Origin of the sequence: Pseudomonas sp. FEN, from assembly GCF_904067045.1 — a bacterium.
In the GTDB taxonomy this organism is placed as follows: Bacteria; Pseudomonadota; Gammaproteobacteria; order Pseudomonadales; family Pseudomonadaceae; genus Aquipseudomonas.
In genome coordinates this window covers 1-16,581 of sequence record NZ_CAJFDC010000009.1, presented here as the reverse complement: position 1 = coordinate 16,581, position 16,581 = coordinate 1, and the positions used below count along the sequence as shown (strand labels likewise).

Sequence of the window (16,581 nt, the reverse complement as noted above, 5' to 3'; positions counted from 1 at the left end):
ACTGCGCCCTGCTGCTGCAAGGCATGGCCGGCTTCGACCCGCAGGACTCCACCAGCATCGACGAGCCGGTACCGGATTACTCCGCCGGCCTGAACGCCTCGATCCAGGGCCTGCGCATCGGCGTGCCCAAGGAATACTTCAGCGCCGGCCTCGACCCGCGCATCGCCGAACGGATCCAGGCGAGCATCAAGGAGCTTGAGAAAACTGGGCGCGACCATCAAGGAAATCAGCCTGCCGAACATGCAGCACGCGATTCCCGCGTACTACGTGATCGCCCCGGCGGAAGCCTCGTCGAACCTGTCGCGCTTCGACGGCGTGCGTTTCGGCTATCGCTGCGCAGACCCGAAAGACCTCACCGACCTGTACAAGCGTTCCCGTGGCGAGGGCTTCGGCGCGGAAGTCCAGCGCCGCATCCTGGTCGGTGCCTACGCGCTGTCGGCCGGCTACTACGACGCCTACTACCTGCAGGCGCAGAAAATCCGGCGGCTGATCAAGAACGACTTCATGGCGGCCTTCGCTGAAGTCGATATCATCCTCGGCCCGACCACGGCCGAACCCGGCCTGGAAAATTGGCGCCAAGAACAGCGACCCGATCGCTGAATACCTGGAAGACTTCTATACCATCACCGCCAACCTCGCGGGCCTGCCGGGCCTGTCCATTGCCGGCCGGCTTCGTCGACGGCCTGCCGGTGGGCGTGCAACTGCTGGCGCCGTATTTCCAGGAAGGCCGTCTGCTCAACGTTGCGCACCAGTATCAGCTCAACACTGACTGGCACACCCGCACACCTGAAGGCTTCTGAGGAGAAACACATGCAATGGGAAGTCGTGATCGGGCTGGAGATTCATACCCAGCTCGCCACCCAATCGAAGATTTTCTCCGGCAGCGCCACCACCTTCGGTTCCGAGCCGAACACCCAGGCGAGCCTGGTTGACCTGGGCATGCCGGGTACCCTGCCGGTGCTGAACCAGGAAGCGGTGCGCATGGCGGTGAAGTTCGGCCTGGCCATCGACGCCGAGATCGGCCAGCACAACGTGTTCGCGCGCAAGAACTACTTCTACCCGGACCTGCCCAAGGGCTACCAGATCAGCCAGATGGAACTGCCGATCGTCGGCAAGGGCCACCTGGACATCACCCTGGAAGACGGCACCGTCAAGCGTGTCGGCATCACCCGCGCGCACCTGGAAGAAGACGCCGGCAAGAGCCTGCACGAGGACTTCAGCGGCGCCACCGGCATCGACCTGAACCGCGCCGGCACGCCGCTGCTGGAAATCGTTTCCGAACCGGACATGCGCAACGCCAAGGAAGCCGTGGCCTACGTCAAGGCGATCCACGCGCTGGTGCGCTACCTGGGTATCTGCGACGGCAACATGGCCGAAGGTTCGTTGCGTTGCGACTGCAACGTTTCGGTCCGGCCCAAGGGCCAGATCGAGTTCGGCACCCGCTGCGAGATCAAGAACGTCAACTCGTTCCGCTTTATCGAGAAGGCGATCAACACTGAAGTGCGGCGCCAGATCGAGCTGATCGAGGACGGCGGCAAGGTAATCCAGCAGACCCGCCTGTACGACCCGAACAAGGACGAGACCCGCGCCATGCGCAGCAAGGAGGAAGCCAACGATTACCGTTACTTCCCCGACCCGGACCTGTTGCCGGTGGTTATCGAGGATACGTTCCTCGATGATGTCCGCGCGCAACTGCCGGAGCTGCCACCACAGAAACGCGAGCGCTTCCAGGAACAGTTCGGCCTGTCGGTCTACGATGCCAGCGTACTGGCCTCCAGCCGCGAGCAGGCGGACTACTTCGAGAAAGTCGTGAGCATCGGTGGCGACGCCAAGCTGGCGGCCAACTGGGTCATGGTCGAGCTGGGCAGCCTGCTGAACAAGCTGGGCGTGGACATCGACCAGGCGCCGGTCACGGCCGAGCAACTGGGCGGTATGTTGTTGCGGATCAGCGACAACACCATCTCCGCAAGATCGCCAAGATGGTCTTCGAGGCCATGGCCAATGGTGAAGGCAGCGCCGACGAGGTGATCGAAGCCCGTGGCCTGAAGCAGGTCACGGACAGCGGTGCCATCGAGAAGGTCCTGGACGAAGTGCTCGCGGCCAATGCCGAGCAGGTCGAGCAGTATCGGGCGGCGGATGAAGCCAAGCGCGGCAAGATGTTCGGCTTCTTTGTCGGCCAGGCGATGAAAGCCTCCAAGGGCAAGGCCAACCCGCAACAAGTGAACGAGTTGCTGAAAAGCAAGCTCGAAGGCTGATAGCGACCTGGCTTTCAAGAGCCAAAAGCTTCGCGGGCAAGCTCCGCTCCCACAAGTTCAGCGTCGAACACAACTCTTGTGTTCGACGTGATCCTGTAGGAGCCTGGCTTGTCGGGACGCCGCATCGCAGCGATGAGGCCCTCGCCCTCTAGAAACCTCACAGGCCAACCGTTAGAGGACATCCGATGAAGCGCCTGCTCGCCGCCCTTGCCCTCCTCAGCCTGCTGGCCGGCTGCGCCAGCCACGAAATCGACCCGCGCGGCTACGATGAAACCGGCATGGCTTCGTATTACGGCGCCAAGCACCAAGGCAAACGTACCGCCAGCGGTGAACCCTTCAACCAGCACGCCCTGACCGCCGCCCACCGCCAACTGCCCTTCGGCACCCGGGTGAAAGTCACCAACCTGGCCAACGACAAATCCGTCATAGTGCGGGTCAATGATCGCGGCCCGCACACCCGTGGGCGGCTGATCGATCTTTCACGCGATGCGGCCGCCCAATTGGGCATGTTGCAAAACGGCACCGCCCGCGTCCGCATCCAAAGCCTCGACGACTGACTGCTGGAGCCCCGCCATTTTCGGATTGACCACCCTGCCCTGGCTGAGCCTGCTGCAACTGAGCGGCGGCCTGCTGCTGCTGATTATCGGCGCCGAACTGCTGGTGCGGGCGGCCGTGCGCCTGGCCGCGAGCCTGGGCGTCCGACCGCTGCTTGTCGGCCTGACCGTCGTCGCCTTCGGCAGCAGCGCGCCGCAACTGGCGGTCAGCGTGCAGGCGGCCGTCGCCGAGAATGTCGATATCGCCGTGGGCAGCGTGATCGGCGGTAATATTTTCAATACCCTGGTCACCCTGGGCCTGTCGGCGCTGATCATGCCCTTGCGGGTCTCGCGCCAGCTGATCCGCCTGGACATTCCGCTGATGATCCTCGCCAGCCTCCTGGTGTTCGGCCTGGCATTCAATGAGCAACTGGGCCGCTTCGACGGCCTGCTGATGCTGAGTGCCTTTGCGCTGTACCTCGGCCTGCTGCTGCGGCAATCGCGACATCACAGCCACACCGTGCAGCCTCTGGCCGTCGCGCGCCAACCCGCGCCCTGGTTGAGCAGCCTGGCGTGGATGGGCCTGGGCTTGGCATTGCTGGGGATAGCCGGGCACCTGCTGCTGGACGCCGCCGTGGACGTGGCCACCGAACTGGGCCTGTCCGAGCGCATCATCGGCCTGACCGTGGTGGCGGTCGGTACTTCGTTGCCACAACTGGCCACCTCACTGATCGCGGCCGTGTGCGGCCAGCGGGATATTGCCGTGGGCAATGTGATCGGTGGAAACCTGTTCAACTTGCTGGGCGTACTCGGTTTCACCGCGCTGATCGCCCCCGCGCCCCTGTCGGTATCGCCCAATGCCCTGGCCTTCGACCTGCCGGTGATGCTCGGCGTTGCGCTGCTGTGCTGGCCGGTGTTCTATTCCGGCTACCGCATCACCCGTGCCGAGGGCCTGTTGTTTCTCGGCTTGTACCTGGCCTACGGCCTGCAACGTGGTGTGGTTTACCACCGGCATGCCGATGGCGGAAAAGCTGGAACGCCTGATGCTGTTTTTCATCCTGCCGGCGCTCTGTGCGTTCCTGCTGTTCAGTACGCGAAGAGCCTGGCGTCGCCAACACTCATAGGAGCTGCTGCAATGACCGATCAGAAGAAACCTGGTGTCGAGATGCGTCGTCAGGTCATGGGCGATGCGTTCGTCGACCGTGCCCTGGGCAATGCCACCGAATTCAGCCAGCCGTTGCAGGACTTCGTCAACGAACATGCCTGGGGCAGTGTCTGGAACCGTGAAGGGCTGCCGCTGAAGACCCGCAGCCTGATTACCCTGGCGGCGCTGACCGCGCTCAAGTGTCCACAGGAACTCAAGGGCCACGTTCGCGGCGCCTTGAACAATGGCTGCACGGTGGAAGAAATTCGCGAGGCGCTGCTGCATTGCGCGGTGTATGCCGGCGTGCCGGCGGCCATCGACGCATTCCGCGCGGCCCAGGAAGTGATCGACGCCTACCAGAAGGCGACTGACAACCGGTTACTGGCGGCGCCCGTATGAACGGTATACAGCTCGCGGGGCTCTTCGCGGGCAAGCCCTGCTCCTACAATTTTGTGTCGATCAGCGGTTTTGTGGACGACTCGGAACTGTAGGAGCTGGGCTTGCCCGCGAAGACGTCAGCTCAAGCGATGCAAGACTCAAGGATCACAGCGTCCCTTGCAGGCGCCAAACGTCAGATCCAGCCGCCCCACTGCAGCACAAAGATCCCGATATTGGTGGTGATCGCCGCCAGCAACGTGGTGATCACGATAATCGCCGCCGCCAGTTCGTGATTGCCATTGGCCGCCCGGGCCATGACGAAGCTGGCCGCGGCCGTCGGACTGCCGAAGTAGAGAAACAGAATCCCCAGTTCCGCCCCGCGAAAACCGCAGAGCCAGGCCCCCAGCGTCGACAGCAGGGGCATGCCGACCATTTTCACCAGGCTCGCACTCAGGGCCAGGTCGCCGCTTTTGCGCAACGCCGCCAGGGACAAGGTGCCGCCGATGCAAATCAGCGCCAGCGGCAGGGTCATCTGCGCCAGATAATTCCCCGAGGTCTCCAGCCAACCAGGCAAGCCGATCTTGAAATAGGCAAAGGGCGCCGCCGCGATCACGCTGATGATCAGCGGATTACTCAGCACACTCTTGAAGATGCTCCAGGGATCGGACTTGATCACCGGGCTGTAGACCGCCAGGACAATGGTCGACAGGGTATTGTAGAACAGGATCACCAAGGCCGCGAGAATCGCCCCGAGGGAGATCCCGTAGGCACCGTACATGCTGGCCGCCAGGGCCAGGCCGATCACGCCGTTATTGCCGCGAAAGGCGCCCTGGGTGTAGATCCCACGATCGACCTTGGGACAGCGCCAGATCGCCCAACCCCAGGCCCCGGCAAAACCTGCCAGGGTCGCCACCGAAAAGTATGCCAGCACCTTGGGCTGCAACGCCGCATGCAGGTCGGCATGCAGGATGCCGAGAAACAGCAACGCCGGCATGGTGACATTGAACACCAGGGCCGAAGCCGTGTGGATAAAGCTGTCGTTGATCCAGCCCACGCGCTTGAGCGCCACGCCCAGGAACAACATGGCGAAGACGGGTGCGGTGATGGTCAATATACCGAGAAAGATGGCCAGCATGCCCTGGGAACCCGTTGCCTGTCGTTAGGTGGCTAATGATACGGCAAACTCGCCCTTCCGCCCGTCGCCGAGTCAGAACTCAATCGAACTGCGCGCGCATCCATGCCTGGTATGCGGCCACCTCGGCGTCACCTTCGCGTGGCGCCCAGTCGGCCAATTCGCCGTCACTCACCGGACGATAAGGGCCGGCCTTGCATTCGAACATCACGCTGTCGGCCTCCAGGATCACCAGGCCGTGGAACACCCCGGCCGGCAGGTCGACACCCGGACAGTCGCCGCCCGCCTGCAGCACACGCCTGGCCAGGACCTGACCCGCCTCGTCGAATACCAGCAGGCCCAGGCGGCCCTTGAGCACCAGCAAGGTTTCCGCCTTGTCGGCACTCAGGTGCCGGTGCGGGGCAATATAGGTGTCGGGCTGCAGTCCGATCGCCATGCGATGGCACGGCTCGTCCATCTGGTGAAAGTTGTGATGAACCCGGCCACGGGGGCTCGCCGCGGCCTTCTCGGCCAATTCGGCGAACAAAGTTGCATCGAGAAAGCTGGGAGCGCGCATGCCTTACATCCCCTTGACGGCGTAGATGCCGGCGGCGTTGCGCCAGTAACCCTTGTAATCCATGCCGTAGCCGAAAGATGTAGCGATCGATGCACGGCAGGCCGACGTAGTCCGCCTTGAGATCCGGGCGCGCCTTGCGGTCGTGGTGCTTGTCGATCAGCACGGCGGTGTGCACCCGGCGCGCCCCGGCGTGTTTGCAGAAATCGATGATCGCGCCCAGGGTATGCCCTTCGTCGAGGATGTCGTCGATGATCAGCACATCACGGTCGATGAACGAGACTTCCGGCTTGGCTTTCCAGAACAGTTCGCCGCCCGCTGGTTTCATTACGGTAGCGGGTGGCGTGCAGGTACGAGGCTTCCAGCGGGAAGTCCAGGTGGGTCATCAGCTTGCCGCAGAAGATCAGGCCGCCGTTCATCACGCAGAACACCACCGGGTTGGACTCGGCCAGCTCGGCGTTGATCTGCGCGCCGACACGGGCGATGGCCGCTTCGACCTGGTCGTTGGTGTACAGGCAGTCGGCTTCGCGCATCACTTGACGGATATGTTCGAGATCAGCGGACATGGCGCTCTCCAATAGGGGCTGGTGTAAAGGGGCTGCGAGAAAAGCGGGCAAAGGTACGCACCCCGCGCGGACAGATCAAGGGTTTCTGGACTAACGTACTGCTGGTCTATAGGACATCAACTGCGGATAGATTAATCTAAGCCGTTTTTTGCCCGCCGCCGGAGCCTATTCCCATGCCCATCCGTGAGATCCGCCACCCGCTGATCCGCCACAAGCTCGGCCTGATGCGCCGCGCTGACATTAGCACGAAGAACTTCCGTGAGCTCGCCCAGGAAGTCGGCGCCTTGCTGACCTACGAGGCGACCAAGGACCTGCCCCTGGAAACCTACGATATCCAGGGCTGGTGCGGCACCGTCCAGGTCGAGAAGATCGCCGGCAAGAAGATTACCGTGGTGCCGATCCTGCGCGCCGGTATCGGCATGCTCGAAGGCGTGCTCAGCCTGATCCCGGGCGCCAAGGTCAGCGCGGTGGGCGTGGCCCGCAACGAGGAAACCCTGGAAGCCCACACCTACCTGGAAAAGCTGGTACCGGGAAATCGACGAGCGCCTGGCGATGATCATCGACCGATGCTCGCCACCGGTGGTTCGATGGTCGCCACCATCGACCTGTTGAAGAAAGCTGGCTGCAAGGACATCCGGGCGATGGTCCTGGTGGCGGCGCCGGAAGGTATCACCGCGGTCGAGAAAGCGCACCCGGACGTGACCATCTACACCGCTTCCATCGATGAGAAACTCAACGAGAACGGCTATATCATTCCGGGCCTGGGCGATGCGGCGACAAGATCTTCGGTACCAAGCAGAAGGACGCCTGACATGCGGGATGAGTTCAACGACCCGTTGTGGCGCACCGTGCTGTCTGGCGCGCAGATGCTTTTCGTAGCCTTTGGCGCCCTGGTGTTGATGCCGCTGATTACCGGCCTCGACCCGAACGTCGCGCTGTTCACGGCGGGCCTGGGGACTCTGTTGTTCCAGCTTGTCACCGGACGCCAGGTGCCGGTGTTCCTGGCCTCGAGCTTTGCCTTTATCACCCCGATCATCCTCGCCAAGGGCCAATTCGGCCTGGCGGCGACCATGGGTGGGGTGATGGCGGCCGGTTTCGTCTACACCTTCCTGGGCCTGGCGGTGAAGATCAAGGGCACCGGTTTCATCGACCGGCTGCTGCCACCGGTGGTGATCGGCCCGGTGATCATCTCCATCGGCCTGGCCATGGCGCCGATCGCCGCGAACATGGCGATGGGCAAGGCCGGTGACGGCAGCGAACTGATCCATTACCAGACCGCCATGCTGATCTCGATGCCGGCCCTGCTGACCACCCTGATCGTGGCGGTGTTCGGCAAGGGTATTTTCCGCCTGGTGCCGATCATCTCCGGGGTCCTGGTGGGGTTTGCCATGTCGTTCTATTTCGGCGTGGTCGACACGGCGAAAATCGCCGCCGCGCCCTGGTTCGCCCTGCCGCACTTCACCGCGCCGGAGTTCAACTGGCAGGCGATCCTGTTCATTGTCCCGGTGGCACTGGCCCCGGCCATCGAGCACATCGGCGGAGTGATTGCGGTGGGCAGCGTGACCGGGCGCGATTACCTGAAGAAACCCGGCCTGCACCGTACCTTGCTCGGTGACGGTATCGCCACCACGGCGGCCGGCCTGTTCGGCGGCCCCCCCCAACACCACCTACGCCGAAGTGACGGGCGCCGGTGATGCTGACCAAGACTACAACCCGAAAAATCATGACCTGGGCGGCGATCTTCGCCATCAGCCTGGCCTTTATCGGCAAGTTCGGTGCGTTGTTGCAGAGCATTCCGGTACCGGTGCCCCACCCCGGCGCCGGGTCCCACCACACCTGCCCCTCGCCCTCGTCGGCCCCCCCCCCCGATCGCCGCGCAGGCGGGATCCCACCCCCCGCACCGGGCCTGCAACAACCACCGAACTGCCGATAAAGGCCACTGTGGCGAAGATCGCGCCCAGGTCATGATTTCGGGTTGTAGTTCTTGGTCAGCATCACCGCGCCCGTCACTTCGGCGTAGGTGGTGTTGGGGGGGCCGCCGAACAGGCCGGCCGCCGTGGTGGCGATACCGTCACCGAGCAAGGTACGGTGCAGGCCGGGTTTCTTCAGGTAATCGCGGCCCGGTCACGCTGCCCACCGCAATCACTCCGCCGATGTGCTCGATGGCCGGGGCCAGTGCCACCGGGACAATGAACAGGATCGCCTGCCAGTTGAACTCCGGCGCGGTGAAGTGCGGCAGGGCGAACCAGGGCGCGGCGGCGATTTTTCGCCGTGTCGACCACGCCGAAATAGAACGACATGGCAAAACCCCACCAGGACCCCGGAGATGATCGGCACCAGGCGGAAAATACCCTTGCCGAACACCGCCACGATCAGGGTGGTCAGCAGGGCCGGCATCGAGATCAGCATGGCGGTCTGGTAATGGATCAGTTCGCTGCCGTCACCGGCCTTGCCCATCGCCATGTTCGCGGCGATCGGCGCCATGGCCAGGCCGATGGAGATGATCACCGGGCCGATCACCACCGGTGGCAGCAGCCGGTCGATGAAACCGGTGCCCTTGATCTTCACCGCCAGGCCCAGGAAGGTGTAGACGAAACCGGCCGCCATCACCCCACCCATGGTCGCCGCCAGGCCGAATTGGCCCTTGGCGAGGATGATCGGGGTGATAAAGGCAAAGCTCGAGGCCAGGAACACCGGCACCTGGCGTCCGGTGACAAGCTGGAACAACAGAGTCCCCAGGCCCGCCGTGAACAGCGCGACGTTCGGGTCGAGGCCGGTAATCAGCGGCATCAACACCAGGGCGCCAAAGGCTACGAAAAGCATCTGCGCGCCAGACAGCACGGTGCGCCACAACGGGTCGTTGAACTCATCCCGCATGTCAGGCGTCCTTCTGCTTGGTACCGAAGATCTTGTCGCCGGCATCGGCCCAGGCCCGGAATGATATAGCCGTTCTCGTTGAGTTTCTCATCGATGGAAGCGGTGTAGATGGTCACGTCCGGGTGCGCTTTCTCGACCGCGGTGATACCTTCCGGCGCCGCCACCAGGACCATCGCCCGGATGTCCTTGCAGCCAGCTTTCTTCAACAGGTCGATGGTGGCGACCATCGAACCACCGGTGGCGAGCATCGGGTCGATGATCATCGCCAGGCGCTCGTCGATTTCCGGTACCAGCTTTTCCAGGTAGGTGTGGGCTTCCAGGGTTTCCTCGTTGCGGGCCACGCCCACCGCGCTGACCTTGGCGCCCGGGATCAGGCTGAGCACGCCTTCGAGCATGCCGATACCGGCGCGCAGGATCGGCACCACGGTAATCTTCTTGCCGGCGATCTTCTCGACCTGGACGGTGCCGCACCAGCCCTGGATATCGTAGGTTTCCAGGGGCAGGTCCTTGGTCGCCTCGTAGGTCAGCAAGGCGCCGACTTCCTGGGCGAGCTCACGGAAGTTCTTCGTGCTAATGTCAGCGCGGCGCATCAGGCCGAGCTTGTGGCGGATCAGCGGGTGGCGGATCTCACGGATGGGCATGGGAATAGGCTCCGGCGGCGGGCAAAAAACGGCTTAGATTAATCTATCCGCAGTTGATGTCCTATAGACCAGCAGTACGTTAGTCCAGAAACCCTTGATCTGTCCGCGCGGGGTGCGTACCTTTGCCCGCTTTTCTCGCAGCCCCTTTACACCAGCCCCTATTGGAGAGCGCCATGTCCGCTGATCTCGAACATATCCGTCAAGTGATGCGCGAAGCCGACTGCCTGTACACCAACGACCAGGTCGAAGCGGCCATCGCCCGTGTCGGCGCGCAGATCAACGCCGAGCTGGCCGAGTCCAACCCGGTGGTGTTCTGCGTGATGAACGGCGGCCTGATCTTCTGCGGCAAGCTGATGACCCACCTGGACTTCCCGCTGGAAGCCTCGTACCTGCACGCCACCCGCTACCGTAATGAAACCAGCGGCGGCGAACTGTTCTGGAAAGCCAAGCCGGAAGTCTCGTTCATCGACCGTGATGTGCTGATCATCGACGACATCCTCGACGAAGGGCATACCCTGGGCGCGATCATCGATTTCTGCAAACACGCCGGGGCGCGCCGGGTGCACACCGCCGTGCTGATCGACAAGCACCACGACCGCAAGGCGCGCCCGGATCTCAAGGCGGACTACGTCGGCCTGCCGTGCATCGATCGCTACATCTTCGGCTACGGCATGGATTACAAGGGTTACTGGCGCAACGCCGCCGGCATCTACGCCGTCAAGGGGATGTAAGGCATGCGCGCTCCCAGCTTTCTCGATGCAACTTTGTTCGCCGAATTGGCCGAGAAGGCCGCGGCGAGCCCCCGTGGCCGGGTTCATCACAACTTTCACCAGATGGACGAGCCGTGCCATCGCATGGCGATCGGACTGCAGCCCGACACCTATATTGCCCCGCACCGGCACCTGAGTGCCGACAAGGCGGAAACCTTGCTGGTGCTCAAGGGCCGCCTGGGCCTGCTGGTATTCGACGAGGCGGGTCAGGTCCTGGCCAGGCGTGTGCTGCAGGCGGGCGGCGACTGTCCGGGTGTCGACCTGCCGGCCGGGGTGTTCCACGGCCTGGTGATCCTGGAGGCCGACAGCGTGATGTTCGAATGCAAGGCCGGCCCTTATCGTCCGGTGAGTGACGGCGAATTGGCCGACTGGGCGCCACGCGAAGGTGACGCCGAGGTGGCCGCATACCAGGCATGGATGCGCGCGCAGTTCGATTGAGTTCTGACTCGGCGACGGGCGGAAGGGCGAGTTTGCCGTATCATTAGCCACCTAACGACAGGCAACGGGTTCCCAGGGCATGCTGGCCATCTTTCTCGGTATATTGACCATCACCGCACCCGTCTTCGCCATGTTGTTCCTGGGCGTGGCGCTCAAGCGCGTGGGCTGGATCAACGACAGCTTTATCCACACGGCTTCGGCCCTGGTGTTCAATGTCACCATGCCGGCGTTGCTGTTTCTCGGCATCCTGCATGCCGACCTGCATGCGGCGTTGCAGCCCAAGGTGCTGGCATACTTTTCGGTGGCGACCCTGGCAGGTTTTGCCGGGGCCTGGGGTTGGGCGATCTGGCGCTGTCCCAAGGTCGATCGTGGGATCTACACCCAGGGCGCCTTTCGCGGCAATAACGGCGTGATCGGCCTGGCCCTGGCGGCCAGCATGTACGGTGCCTACGGGATCTCCCTCGGGGCGATTCTCGCGGCCTTGGTGATCCTGTTCTACAATACCCTGTCGACCATTGTCCTGGCGGTCTACAGCCGGTGATCAAGTCCGATCCCTGGAGCATCTTCAAGAGTGTGCTGAGTAATCCGCTGATCATCAGCGTGATCGCGGCGGCGCCCTTTGCCTATTTCAAGATCGGCTTGCCTGGTTGGCTGGAGACCTCGGGGAATTATCTGGCGCAGATGACCCTGCCGCTGGCGCTGATTTGCATCGGCGGCACCTTGTCCCTGGCGGCGTTGCGCAAAAGCGGCGACCTGGCCCTGAGTGCGAGCCTGGTGAAAATGGTCGGCATGCCCCTGCTGTCGACGCTGGGGGCCTGGCTCTGCGGTTTTCGCGGGGCGGAACTGGGGATTCTGTTTCTCTACTTCGGCAGTCCGACGGCCGCGGCCAGCTTCGTCATGGCCCGGGCGGCCAATGGCAATCACGAACTGGCGGCGGCGATTATCGTGATCACCACGTTGCTGGCGGCGATCACCACCAATATCGGGATCTTTGTGCTGCAGTGGGGCGGCTGGATCTGACGTTTGGCGCCTGCAAGGGACGCTGTGATCCTTGAGTCTTGCATCGCTTGAGCTGACGTCTTCGCGGGCAAGCCCAGCTCCTACAGTTCCGAGTCGTCCACAAAACCGCTGATCGACACAAAATTGTAGGAGCAGGGCTTGCCCGCGAAGAGCCCCGCGAGCTGTATACCGTTCATACGGGCGCCGCCAGTAACCGGTTGTCAGTCGGCCTTCTGGTAGGCGTCGATCACTTCCTGGGCCGCGCGGAATGCGTCGATGGCCGCCGGCACGCCGGCATACACCGCGCAATGCAGCAGCGCCTCGCGAATTTCTTCCACCGTGCAGCCATTGTTCAAGGCGCCGCGAACGTGGCCCTTGAGTTCCTGTGGACACTTGAGCGCGGTCAGCGCCGCCAGGGTAATCAGGCTGCGGGTCTTCAGCGGCAGCCCTTCACGGTTCCAGACACTGCCCCAGGCATGTTCGTTGACGAAGTCCTGCAACGGCTGGCTGAATTCGGTGGCATTGCCCAGGGCACGGTCGACGAACGCATCGCCCATGACCTGACGACGCATCTCGACACCAGGTTTCTTCTGATCGGTCATTGCAGCAGCTCCTATGAGTGTTGGCGACGCCAGGCTCTTCGCGTACTGAACAGCAGGAACGCACAGAGCGCCGGCAGGATGAAAAACAGCATCAGGCGTTCCAGCTTTTCCGCCATCGGCATGCCGGTGGTAAACCACACCACGTGCAGGCCGTAGGCCAGGTACAAGCCGAGAAACAACAGGCCCTCGGCACGGGTGATGCGGTAGCCGGAATAGAACACCGGCCAGCACAGCAGCGCAACGCCGAGCATCACCGGCAGGTCGAAGGCCAGGGCATTGGGCGATACCGACAGGGGCGCGGGGGCGATCAGCGCGGTGAAACCGAGTACGCCCAGCAAGTTGAACAGGTTTCCACCGATCACATTGCCCACGGCAATATCCCGCTGGCCGCACACGGCCGCGATCAGTGAGGTGGCCAGTTGTGGCAACGAAGTACCGACCGCCACCACGGTCAGGCCGATGATGCGCTCGGACAGGCCCAGTTCGGTGGCCACGTCCACGGCGGCGTCCAGCAGCAGGTGCCCGGCTATCCCCAGCAATGCCAAGCCCAGGCCCATCCACGCCAGGCTGCTCAACCAGGGCGCGGGTTGGCGCGCGACGGCCAGAGGCTGCACGGTGTGGCTGTGATGTCGCGATTGCCGCAGCAGCAGGCCGAGGTACAGCGCAAAGGCACTCAGCATCAGCAGGCCGTCGAAGCGGCCCAGTTGCTCATTGAATGCCAGGCCGAACACCAGGAGGCTGGCGAGGATCATCAGCGGAATGTCCAGGCGGATCAGCTGGCGCGAGACCCGCAAGGGCATGATCAGCGCCGACAGGCCCAGGGTGACCAGGGTATTGAAAATATTACCGCCGATCACGCTGCCCACGGCGATATCGACATTCTCGGCGACGGCCGCCTGCACGCTGACCGCCAGTTGCGGCGCGCTGCTGCCGAAGGCGACGACGGTCAGGCCGACAAGCAGCGGTCGGACGCCCAGGCTCGCGGCCAGGCGCACGGCCGCCCGCACCAGCAGTTCGGCGCCGATAATCAGCAGCAGCAGGCCGCCGCTCAGTTGCAGCAGGCTCAGCCAGGGCAGGGTGGTCAATCCGAAAATGGCGGGGCTCCAGCAGTCAGTCGTCGAGGCTTTGGATGCGGACGCGGGCGGTGCCGTTTTGCAACATGCCCAATTGGGCGGCCGCATCGCGTGAAAGATCGATCAGCCGCCCACGGGTGTGCGGGCCGCGATCATTGACCCGCACTATGACGGATTTGTCGTTGGCCAGGTTGGTGACTTTCACCCGGGTGCCGAAGGGCAGTTGGCGGTGGGCGGCGGTCAGGGCGTGCTGGTTGAAGGGTTCACCGCTGGCGGTACGTTTGCCTTGGTGCTTGGCGCCGTAATACGAAGCCATGCCGGTTTCATCGTAGCCGCGCGGGTCGATTTCGTGGCTGGCGCAGCCGGCCAGCAGGCTGAGGAGGGCAAGGGCGGCGAGCAGGCGCTTCATCGGATGTCCTCTAACGGTTGGCCTGTGAGGTTTCTAGAGGGCGAGGGCCTCATCGCTGCGATGCGGCGTCCCGACAAGCCAGGCTCCTACAGGATCACGTCGAACACAAGAGTTGTGTTCGACGCTGAACTTGTGGGAGCGGAGCTTGCCCGCGAAGCTTTTGGCTCTTGAAAGCCAGGTCGCTATCAGCCTTCGAGCTTGCTTTTCAGCAACTCGTTCACTTGTTGCGGGTTGGCCTTGCCCTTGGAGGCTTTCATCGCCTGGCCGACAAAGAAGCCGAACATCTTGCCGCGCTTGGCTTCATCCGCCGCCCGATACTGCTCGACCTGCTCGGCATTGGCCGCGAGCACTTCGTCCAGGACCTTCTCGATGGCACCGCTGTCCGTGACCTGCTTCAGGCCACGGGCTTCGATCACCTCGTCGGCGCTGCCTTCACCATTGGCCATGGCCTCGAAGACCATCTTGGCGATCTTGCCGGAGATGGTGTTGTCGCTGATCCGCAACAACATACCGCCCAGTTGCTCGGCCGTGACCGGCGCCTGGTCGATGTCCACGCCCAGCTTGTTCAGCAGGCTGCCCAGCTCGACCATGACCCAGTTGGCCGCCAGCTTGGCGTCGCCACCGATGCTCACGACTTTCTCGAAGTAGTCCGCCTGCTCGCGGCTGGAGGCCAGTACGCTGGCATCGTAGACCGACAGGCCGAACTGTTCCTGGAAGCGCTCGCGTTTCTGTGGTGGCAGCTCCGGCAGTTGCGCGCGGACATCATCGAGGAACGTATCCTCGATAACCACCGGCAACAGGTCCGGGTCGGGGAAGTAACGGTAATCGTTGGCTTCCTCCTTGCTGCGCATGGCGCGGGTCTCGTCCTTGTTCGGGTCGTACAGGCGGGTCTGCTGGATTACCTTGCCGCCGTCCTCGATCAGCTCGATCTGGCGCCGCACTTCAGTGTTGATCGCCTTCTCGATAAAGCGGAACGAGTTGACGTTCTTGATCTCGCAGCGGGTGCCGAACTCGATCTGGCCCTTGGGCCGGACCGAAACGTTGCAGTCGCAACGCAACGAACCTTCGGCCATGTTGCCGTCGCAGATACCCAGGTAGCGCACCAGCGCGTGGATCGCCTTGACGTAGGCCACGGCTTCCTTGGCGTTGCGCATGTCCGGTTCGGAAACGATTTCCAGCAGCGGCGTGCCGGCGCGGTTCAGGTCGATGCCGGTGGCGCCGCTGAAGTCCTCGTGCAGGCTCTTGCCGGCGTCTTCTTCCAGGTGCGCGCGGGTGATGCCGACACGCTTGACGGTGCCGTCTTCCAGGGTGATGTCCAGGTGGCCCTTGCCGACGATCGGCAGTTCCATCTGGCTGATCTGGTAGCCCTTGGGCAGGTCCGGGTAGAAGTAGTTCTTGCGCGCGAACACGTTGTGCTGGCCGATCTCGGCGTCGATGGCCAGGCCGAACTTCACCGCCATGCGCACCGCTTCCTGGTTCAGCACCGGCAGGGTACCCGGCATGCCCAGGTCAACCAGGCTCGCCTGGGTGTTCGGCTCGGAACCGAAGGTGGTGGCGCTGCCGGAGAAAATCTTCGATTGGGTGGCGAGCTGGGTATGAATCTCCAGCCCGATCACGACTTCCCATTGCATGTGTTTCTCCTCAGAAGCCTTCAGGTGTGCGGGTGTGCCAGTCAGTGTTGAGCTGATACTGGTGCGCAACGTTGAGCAGACGGCCTTCCTGGAAATACGGCGCCAGCAGTTGCACGCCCACCGGCAGGCCGTCGACGAAGCCGGCCGGCATGGACAGGCCCGGCAGGCCCGCGAGGTTGGCGGTGATGGTATGAAGTCTTCCAGGTATTCAGCGATCGGGTCGCTGTTCTTGGCGCCAATTTTCCAGGCCGGGTTCGGCGTGGTCGGCCGAGGATGATATCGACTTCAGCGAAGGCCGCCATGAAGTCGTTCTTGATCAGCCGCCGGATTTTCTGCGCCTGCAGGTAGTAGGCGTCGTAGTAGCCGGCCGACAGCGCGTAGGCACCGACCAGGATGCGGCGCTGGACTTCCGCGCCGAAGCCCTCGCCACGGGAACGCTTGTACAGGTCGGTGAGGTCTTTCGGGTCTGCGCAGCGATAGCCGAAACGCACGCCGTCGAAGCGCGACAGGTTCGACGAGGCTTCCGCCGGGGCGATCACGTAGTACGCGGGAATCGCGTGCTGCATGTTCGGCAGGCTGA

The 16,581-nt window shown here is 63.2% G+C and carries 10 protein-coding genes and 10 pseudogenes; 10 read left to right on the top strand and 10 right to left on the bottom strand.

The genetic code is table 11. The features are described 5' to 3' along the window. From PFEN_RS08720 to PFEN_RS08700, 5 genes and pseudogenes are all read left to right on the top strand, one after another. Positions 1 to 800 (top strand): annotated as a pseudogene (locus PFEN_RS08720) (amidase); the annotation flags it as partial. A 10-nt stretch (positions 801 to 810) separates the two neighbouring features. Then, a pseudogene (gene gatB, locus PFEN_RS08715) lies at positions 811 to 2,255 on the top strand (Asp-tRNA(Asn)/Glu-tRNA(Gln) amidotransferase subunit GatB). A 185-nt stretch (positions 2,256 to 2,440) separates the two neighbouring features. After that, on the top strand, positions 2,441 to 2,812 hold the full coding sequence (locus tag PFEN_RS08710; RefSeq protein ID WP_191485697.1) for a septal ring lytic transglycosylase RlpA family protein: 372 nt from the start codon (positions 2,441 to 2,443) through the stop codon (positions 2,810 to 2,812). A gap of 49 nt (positions 2,813 to 2,861) precedes the next feature. Then, a pseudogene (locus tag PFEN_RS08705) lies at positions 2,862 to 3,912 on the top strand (calcium/sodium antiporter). Positions 3,913 to 3,923: 11 nt separating this feature from the next. After that, on the top strand, positions 3,924 to 4,331 hold the full coding sequence (locus PFEN_RS08700; RefSeq protein ID WP_191486443.1) for a carboxymuconolactone decarboxylase family protein: 408 nt from the start codon (positions 3,924 to 3,926) through the stop codon (positions 4,329 to 4,331). 172 nt (positions 4,332 to 4,503) lie between these two features. On the opposite strand, the gene PFEN_RS08695 is transcribed toward PFEN_RS08700, so the two are convergent. The 3 genes and pseudogenes from PFEN_RS08695 to PFEN_RS08685 form a co-directional block, all read right to left on the bottom strand. Beyond that, on the bottom strand, positions 4,504 to 5,445 hold the full coding sequence (locus PFEN_RS08695) for an AEC family transporter (protein WP_191485698.1): 942 nt from the start codon (positions 5,443 to 5,445) through the stop codon (positions 4,504 to 4,506). A 79-nt stretch (positions 5,446 to 5,524) separates the two neighbouring features. Beyond that, positions 5,525 to 5,998 (bottom strand): WbuC family cupin fold metalloprotein, encoded by a 474-nt coding sequence (locus PFEN_RS08690; protein ID WP_191485699.1) that lies wholly within the window; start codon positions 5,996 to 5,998, stop codon positions 5,525 to 5,527. A 3-nt stretch (positions 5,999 to 6,001) separates the two neighbouring features. Next, a pseudogene (locus tag PFEN_RS08685) lies at positions 6,002 to 6,561 on the bottom strand (hypoxanthine-guanine phosphoribosyltransferase). A gap of 173 nt (positions 6,562 to 6,734) precedes the next feature. Between PFEN_RS08685 and upp (PFEN_RS08680) the strand changes: the two are divergent. Then, a pseudogene (gene upp / locus PFEN_RS08680) lies at positions 6,735 to 7,372 on the top strand (uracil phosphoribosyltransferase). A gap of 1 nt (position 7,373) precedes the next feature. Then, a pseudogene (locus tag PFEN_RS08675) lies at positions 7,374 to 8,368 on the top strand (uracil-xanthine permease family protein); the annotation flags it as partial. A 147-nt stretch (positions 8,369 to 8,515) separates the two neighbouring features. Here the strand turns inward: PFEN_RS08675 and PFEN_RS08665 are convergent. Both PFEN_RS08665 and upp (PFEN_RS08660) read right to left on the bottom strand, forming a co-directional pair. After that, positions 8,516 to 9,438: pseudogene (locus PFEN_RS08665) on the bottom strand (uracil-xanthine permease family protein); the annotation flags it as partial. 1 nt (position 9,439) lies between these two features. Continuing rightward, positions 9,440 to 10,079 (bottom strand): annotated as a pseudogene (gene upp / locus PFEN_RS08660) (uracil phosphoribosyltransferase). Positions 10,080 to 10,252: 173 nt separating this feature from the next. On the opposite strand from upp (PFEN_RS08660), the gene PFEN_RS08655 reads away from it, so the two are divergent. From PFEN_RS08655 to PFEN_RS08645, 3 genes and pseudogenes are all read left to right on the top strand, one after another. After that, positions 10,253 to 10,810: a hypoxanthine-guanine phosphoribosyltransferase gene (locus tag PFEN_RS08655; protein ID WP_191485700.1), complete on the top strand. Its 558-nt coding sequence runs from the start codon at positions 10,253 to 10,255 to the stop codon at positions 10,808 to 10,810. A 3-nt stretch (positions 10,811 to 10,813) separates the two neighbouring features. Then, entirely contained in the window at positions 10,814 to 11,287 is a 474-nt protein-coding gene (locus tag PFEN_RS08650; protein ID WP_191485699.1) for a WbuC family cupin fold metalloprotein, read from the top strand. A 79-nt stretch (positions 11,288 to 11,366) separates the two neighbouring features. Continuing rightward, a pseudogene (locus PFEN_RS08645) lies at positions 11,367 to 12,307 on the top strand (AEC family transporter). A gap of 200 nt (positions 12,308 to 12,507) precedes the next feature. Here PFEN_RS08645 and PFEN_RS08640 read toward each other — a convergent pair. From PFEN_RS08640 to PFEN_RS08620, 5 genes and pseudogenes are all read right to left on the bottom strand, one after another. After that, entirely contained in the window at positions 12,508 to 12,888 is a 381-nt protein-coding gene (locus PFEN_RS08640) for a carboxymuconolactone decarboxylase family protein (RefSeq protein ID WP_040064245.1), read from the bottom strand. 11 nt (positions 12,889 to 12,899) lie between these two features. Further along, entirely contained in the window at positions 12,900 to 13,973 is a 1,074-nt protein-coding gene (locus tag PFEN_RS08635; RefSeq protein WP_412071377.1) for a calcium/sodium antiporter, read from the bottom strand. Positions 13,974 to 13,998: 25 nt separating this feature from the next. After that, complete coding sequence (locus PFEN_RS08630) at positions 13,999 to 14,370, bottom strand: septal ring lytic transglycosylase RlpA family protein (RefSeq protein ID WP_191485697.1); 372 nt, start codon at positions 14,368 to 14,370, stop codon at positions 13,999 to 14,001. 185 nt (positions 14,371 to 14,555) lie between these two features. Beyond that, complete coding sequence (gene gatB, locus PFEN_RS08625; protein WP_191485696.1) at positions 14,556 to 16,001, bottom strand: Asp-tRNA(Asn)/Glu-tRNA(Gln) amidotransferase subunit GatB; 1,446 nt, start codon at positions 15,999 to 16,001, stop codon at positions 14,556 to 14,558. Between the two features lie 10 nt (positions 16,002 to 16,011). Then, positions 16,012 to 16,581, bottom strand: a pseudogene (locus PFEN_RS08620) (amidase family protein); the annotation flags it as partial.

What these genes read in the sequence shown, in the direction of transcription:
- PFEN_RS08700 (WP_191486443.1), top strand. Translation starts at nt 3,924, where the DNA reads ATGACCGATCAGAAGAAACCTGGTGTCGAGATGCGTCGTCAGGTCATG.
- PFEN_RS08695 (WP_191485698.1), bottom strand. Translation starts at nt 5,445, where the DNA reads ATGCTGGCCATCTTTCTCGGTATATTGACCATCACCGCACCCGTCTTC.
- gatB (WP_191485696.1), bottom strand. Translation starts at nt 16,001, where the DNA reads ATGCAATGGGAAGTCGTGATCGGGCTGGAGATTCATACCCAGCTCGCC.
- PFEN_RS08630 (WP_191485697.1), bottom strand. Translation starts at nt 14,370, where the DNA reads ATGAAGCGCCTGCTCGCCGCCCTTGCCCTCCTCAGCCTGCTGGCCGGC.
- PFEN_RS08710 (WP_191485697.1), top strand. Translation starts at nt 2,441, where the DNA reads ATGAAGCGCCTGCTCGCCGCCCTTGCCCTCCTCAGCCTGCTGGCCGGC.
- PFEN_RS08650 (WP_191485699.1), top strand. Translation starts at nt 10,814, where the DNA reads ATGCGCGCTCCCAGCTTTCTCGATGCAACTTTGTTCGCCGAATTGGCC.
- PFEN_RS08690 (WP_191485699.1), bottom strand. Translation starts at nt 5,998, where the DNA reads ATGCGCGCTCCCAGCTTTCTCGATGCAACTTTGTTCGCCGAATTGGCC.
- PFEN_RS08640 (WP_040064245.1), bottom strand. Translation starts at nt 12,888, where the DNA reads ATGACCGATCAGAAGAAACCTGGTGTCGAGATGCGTCGTCAGGTCATG.
- PFEN_RS08655 (WP_191485700.1), top strand. Translation starts at nt 10,253, where the DNA reads ATGTCCGCTGATCTCGAACATATCCGTCAAGTGATGCGCGAAGCCGAC.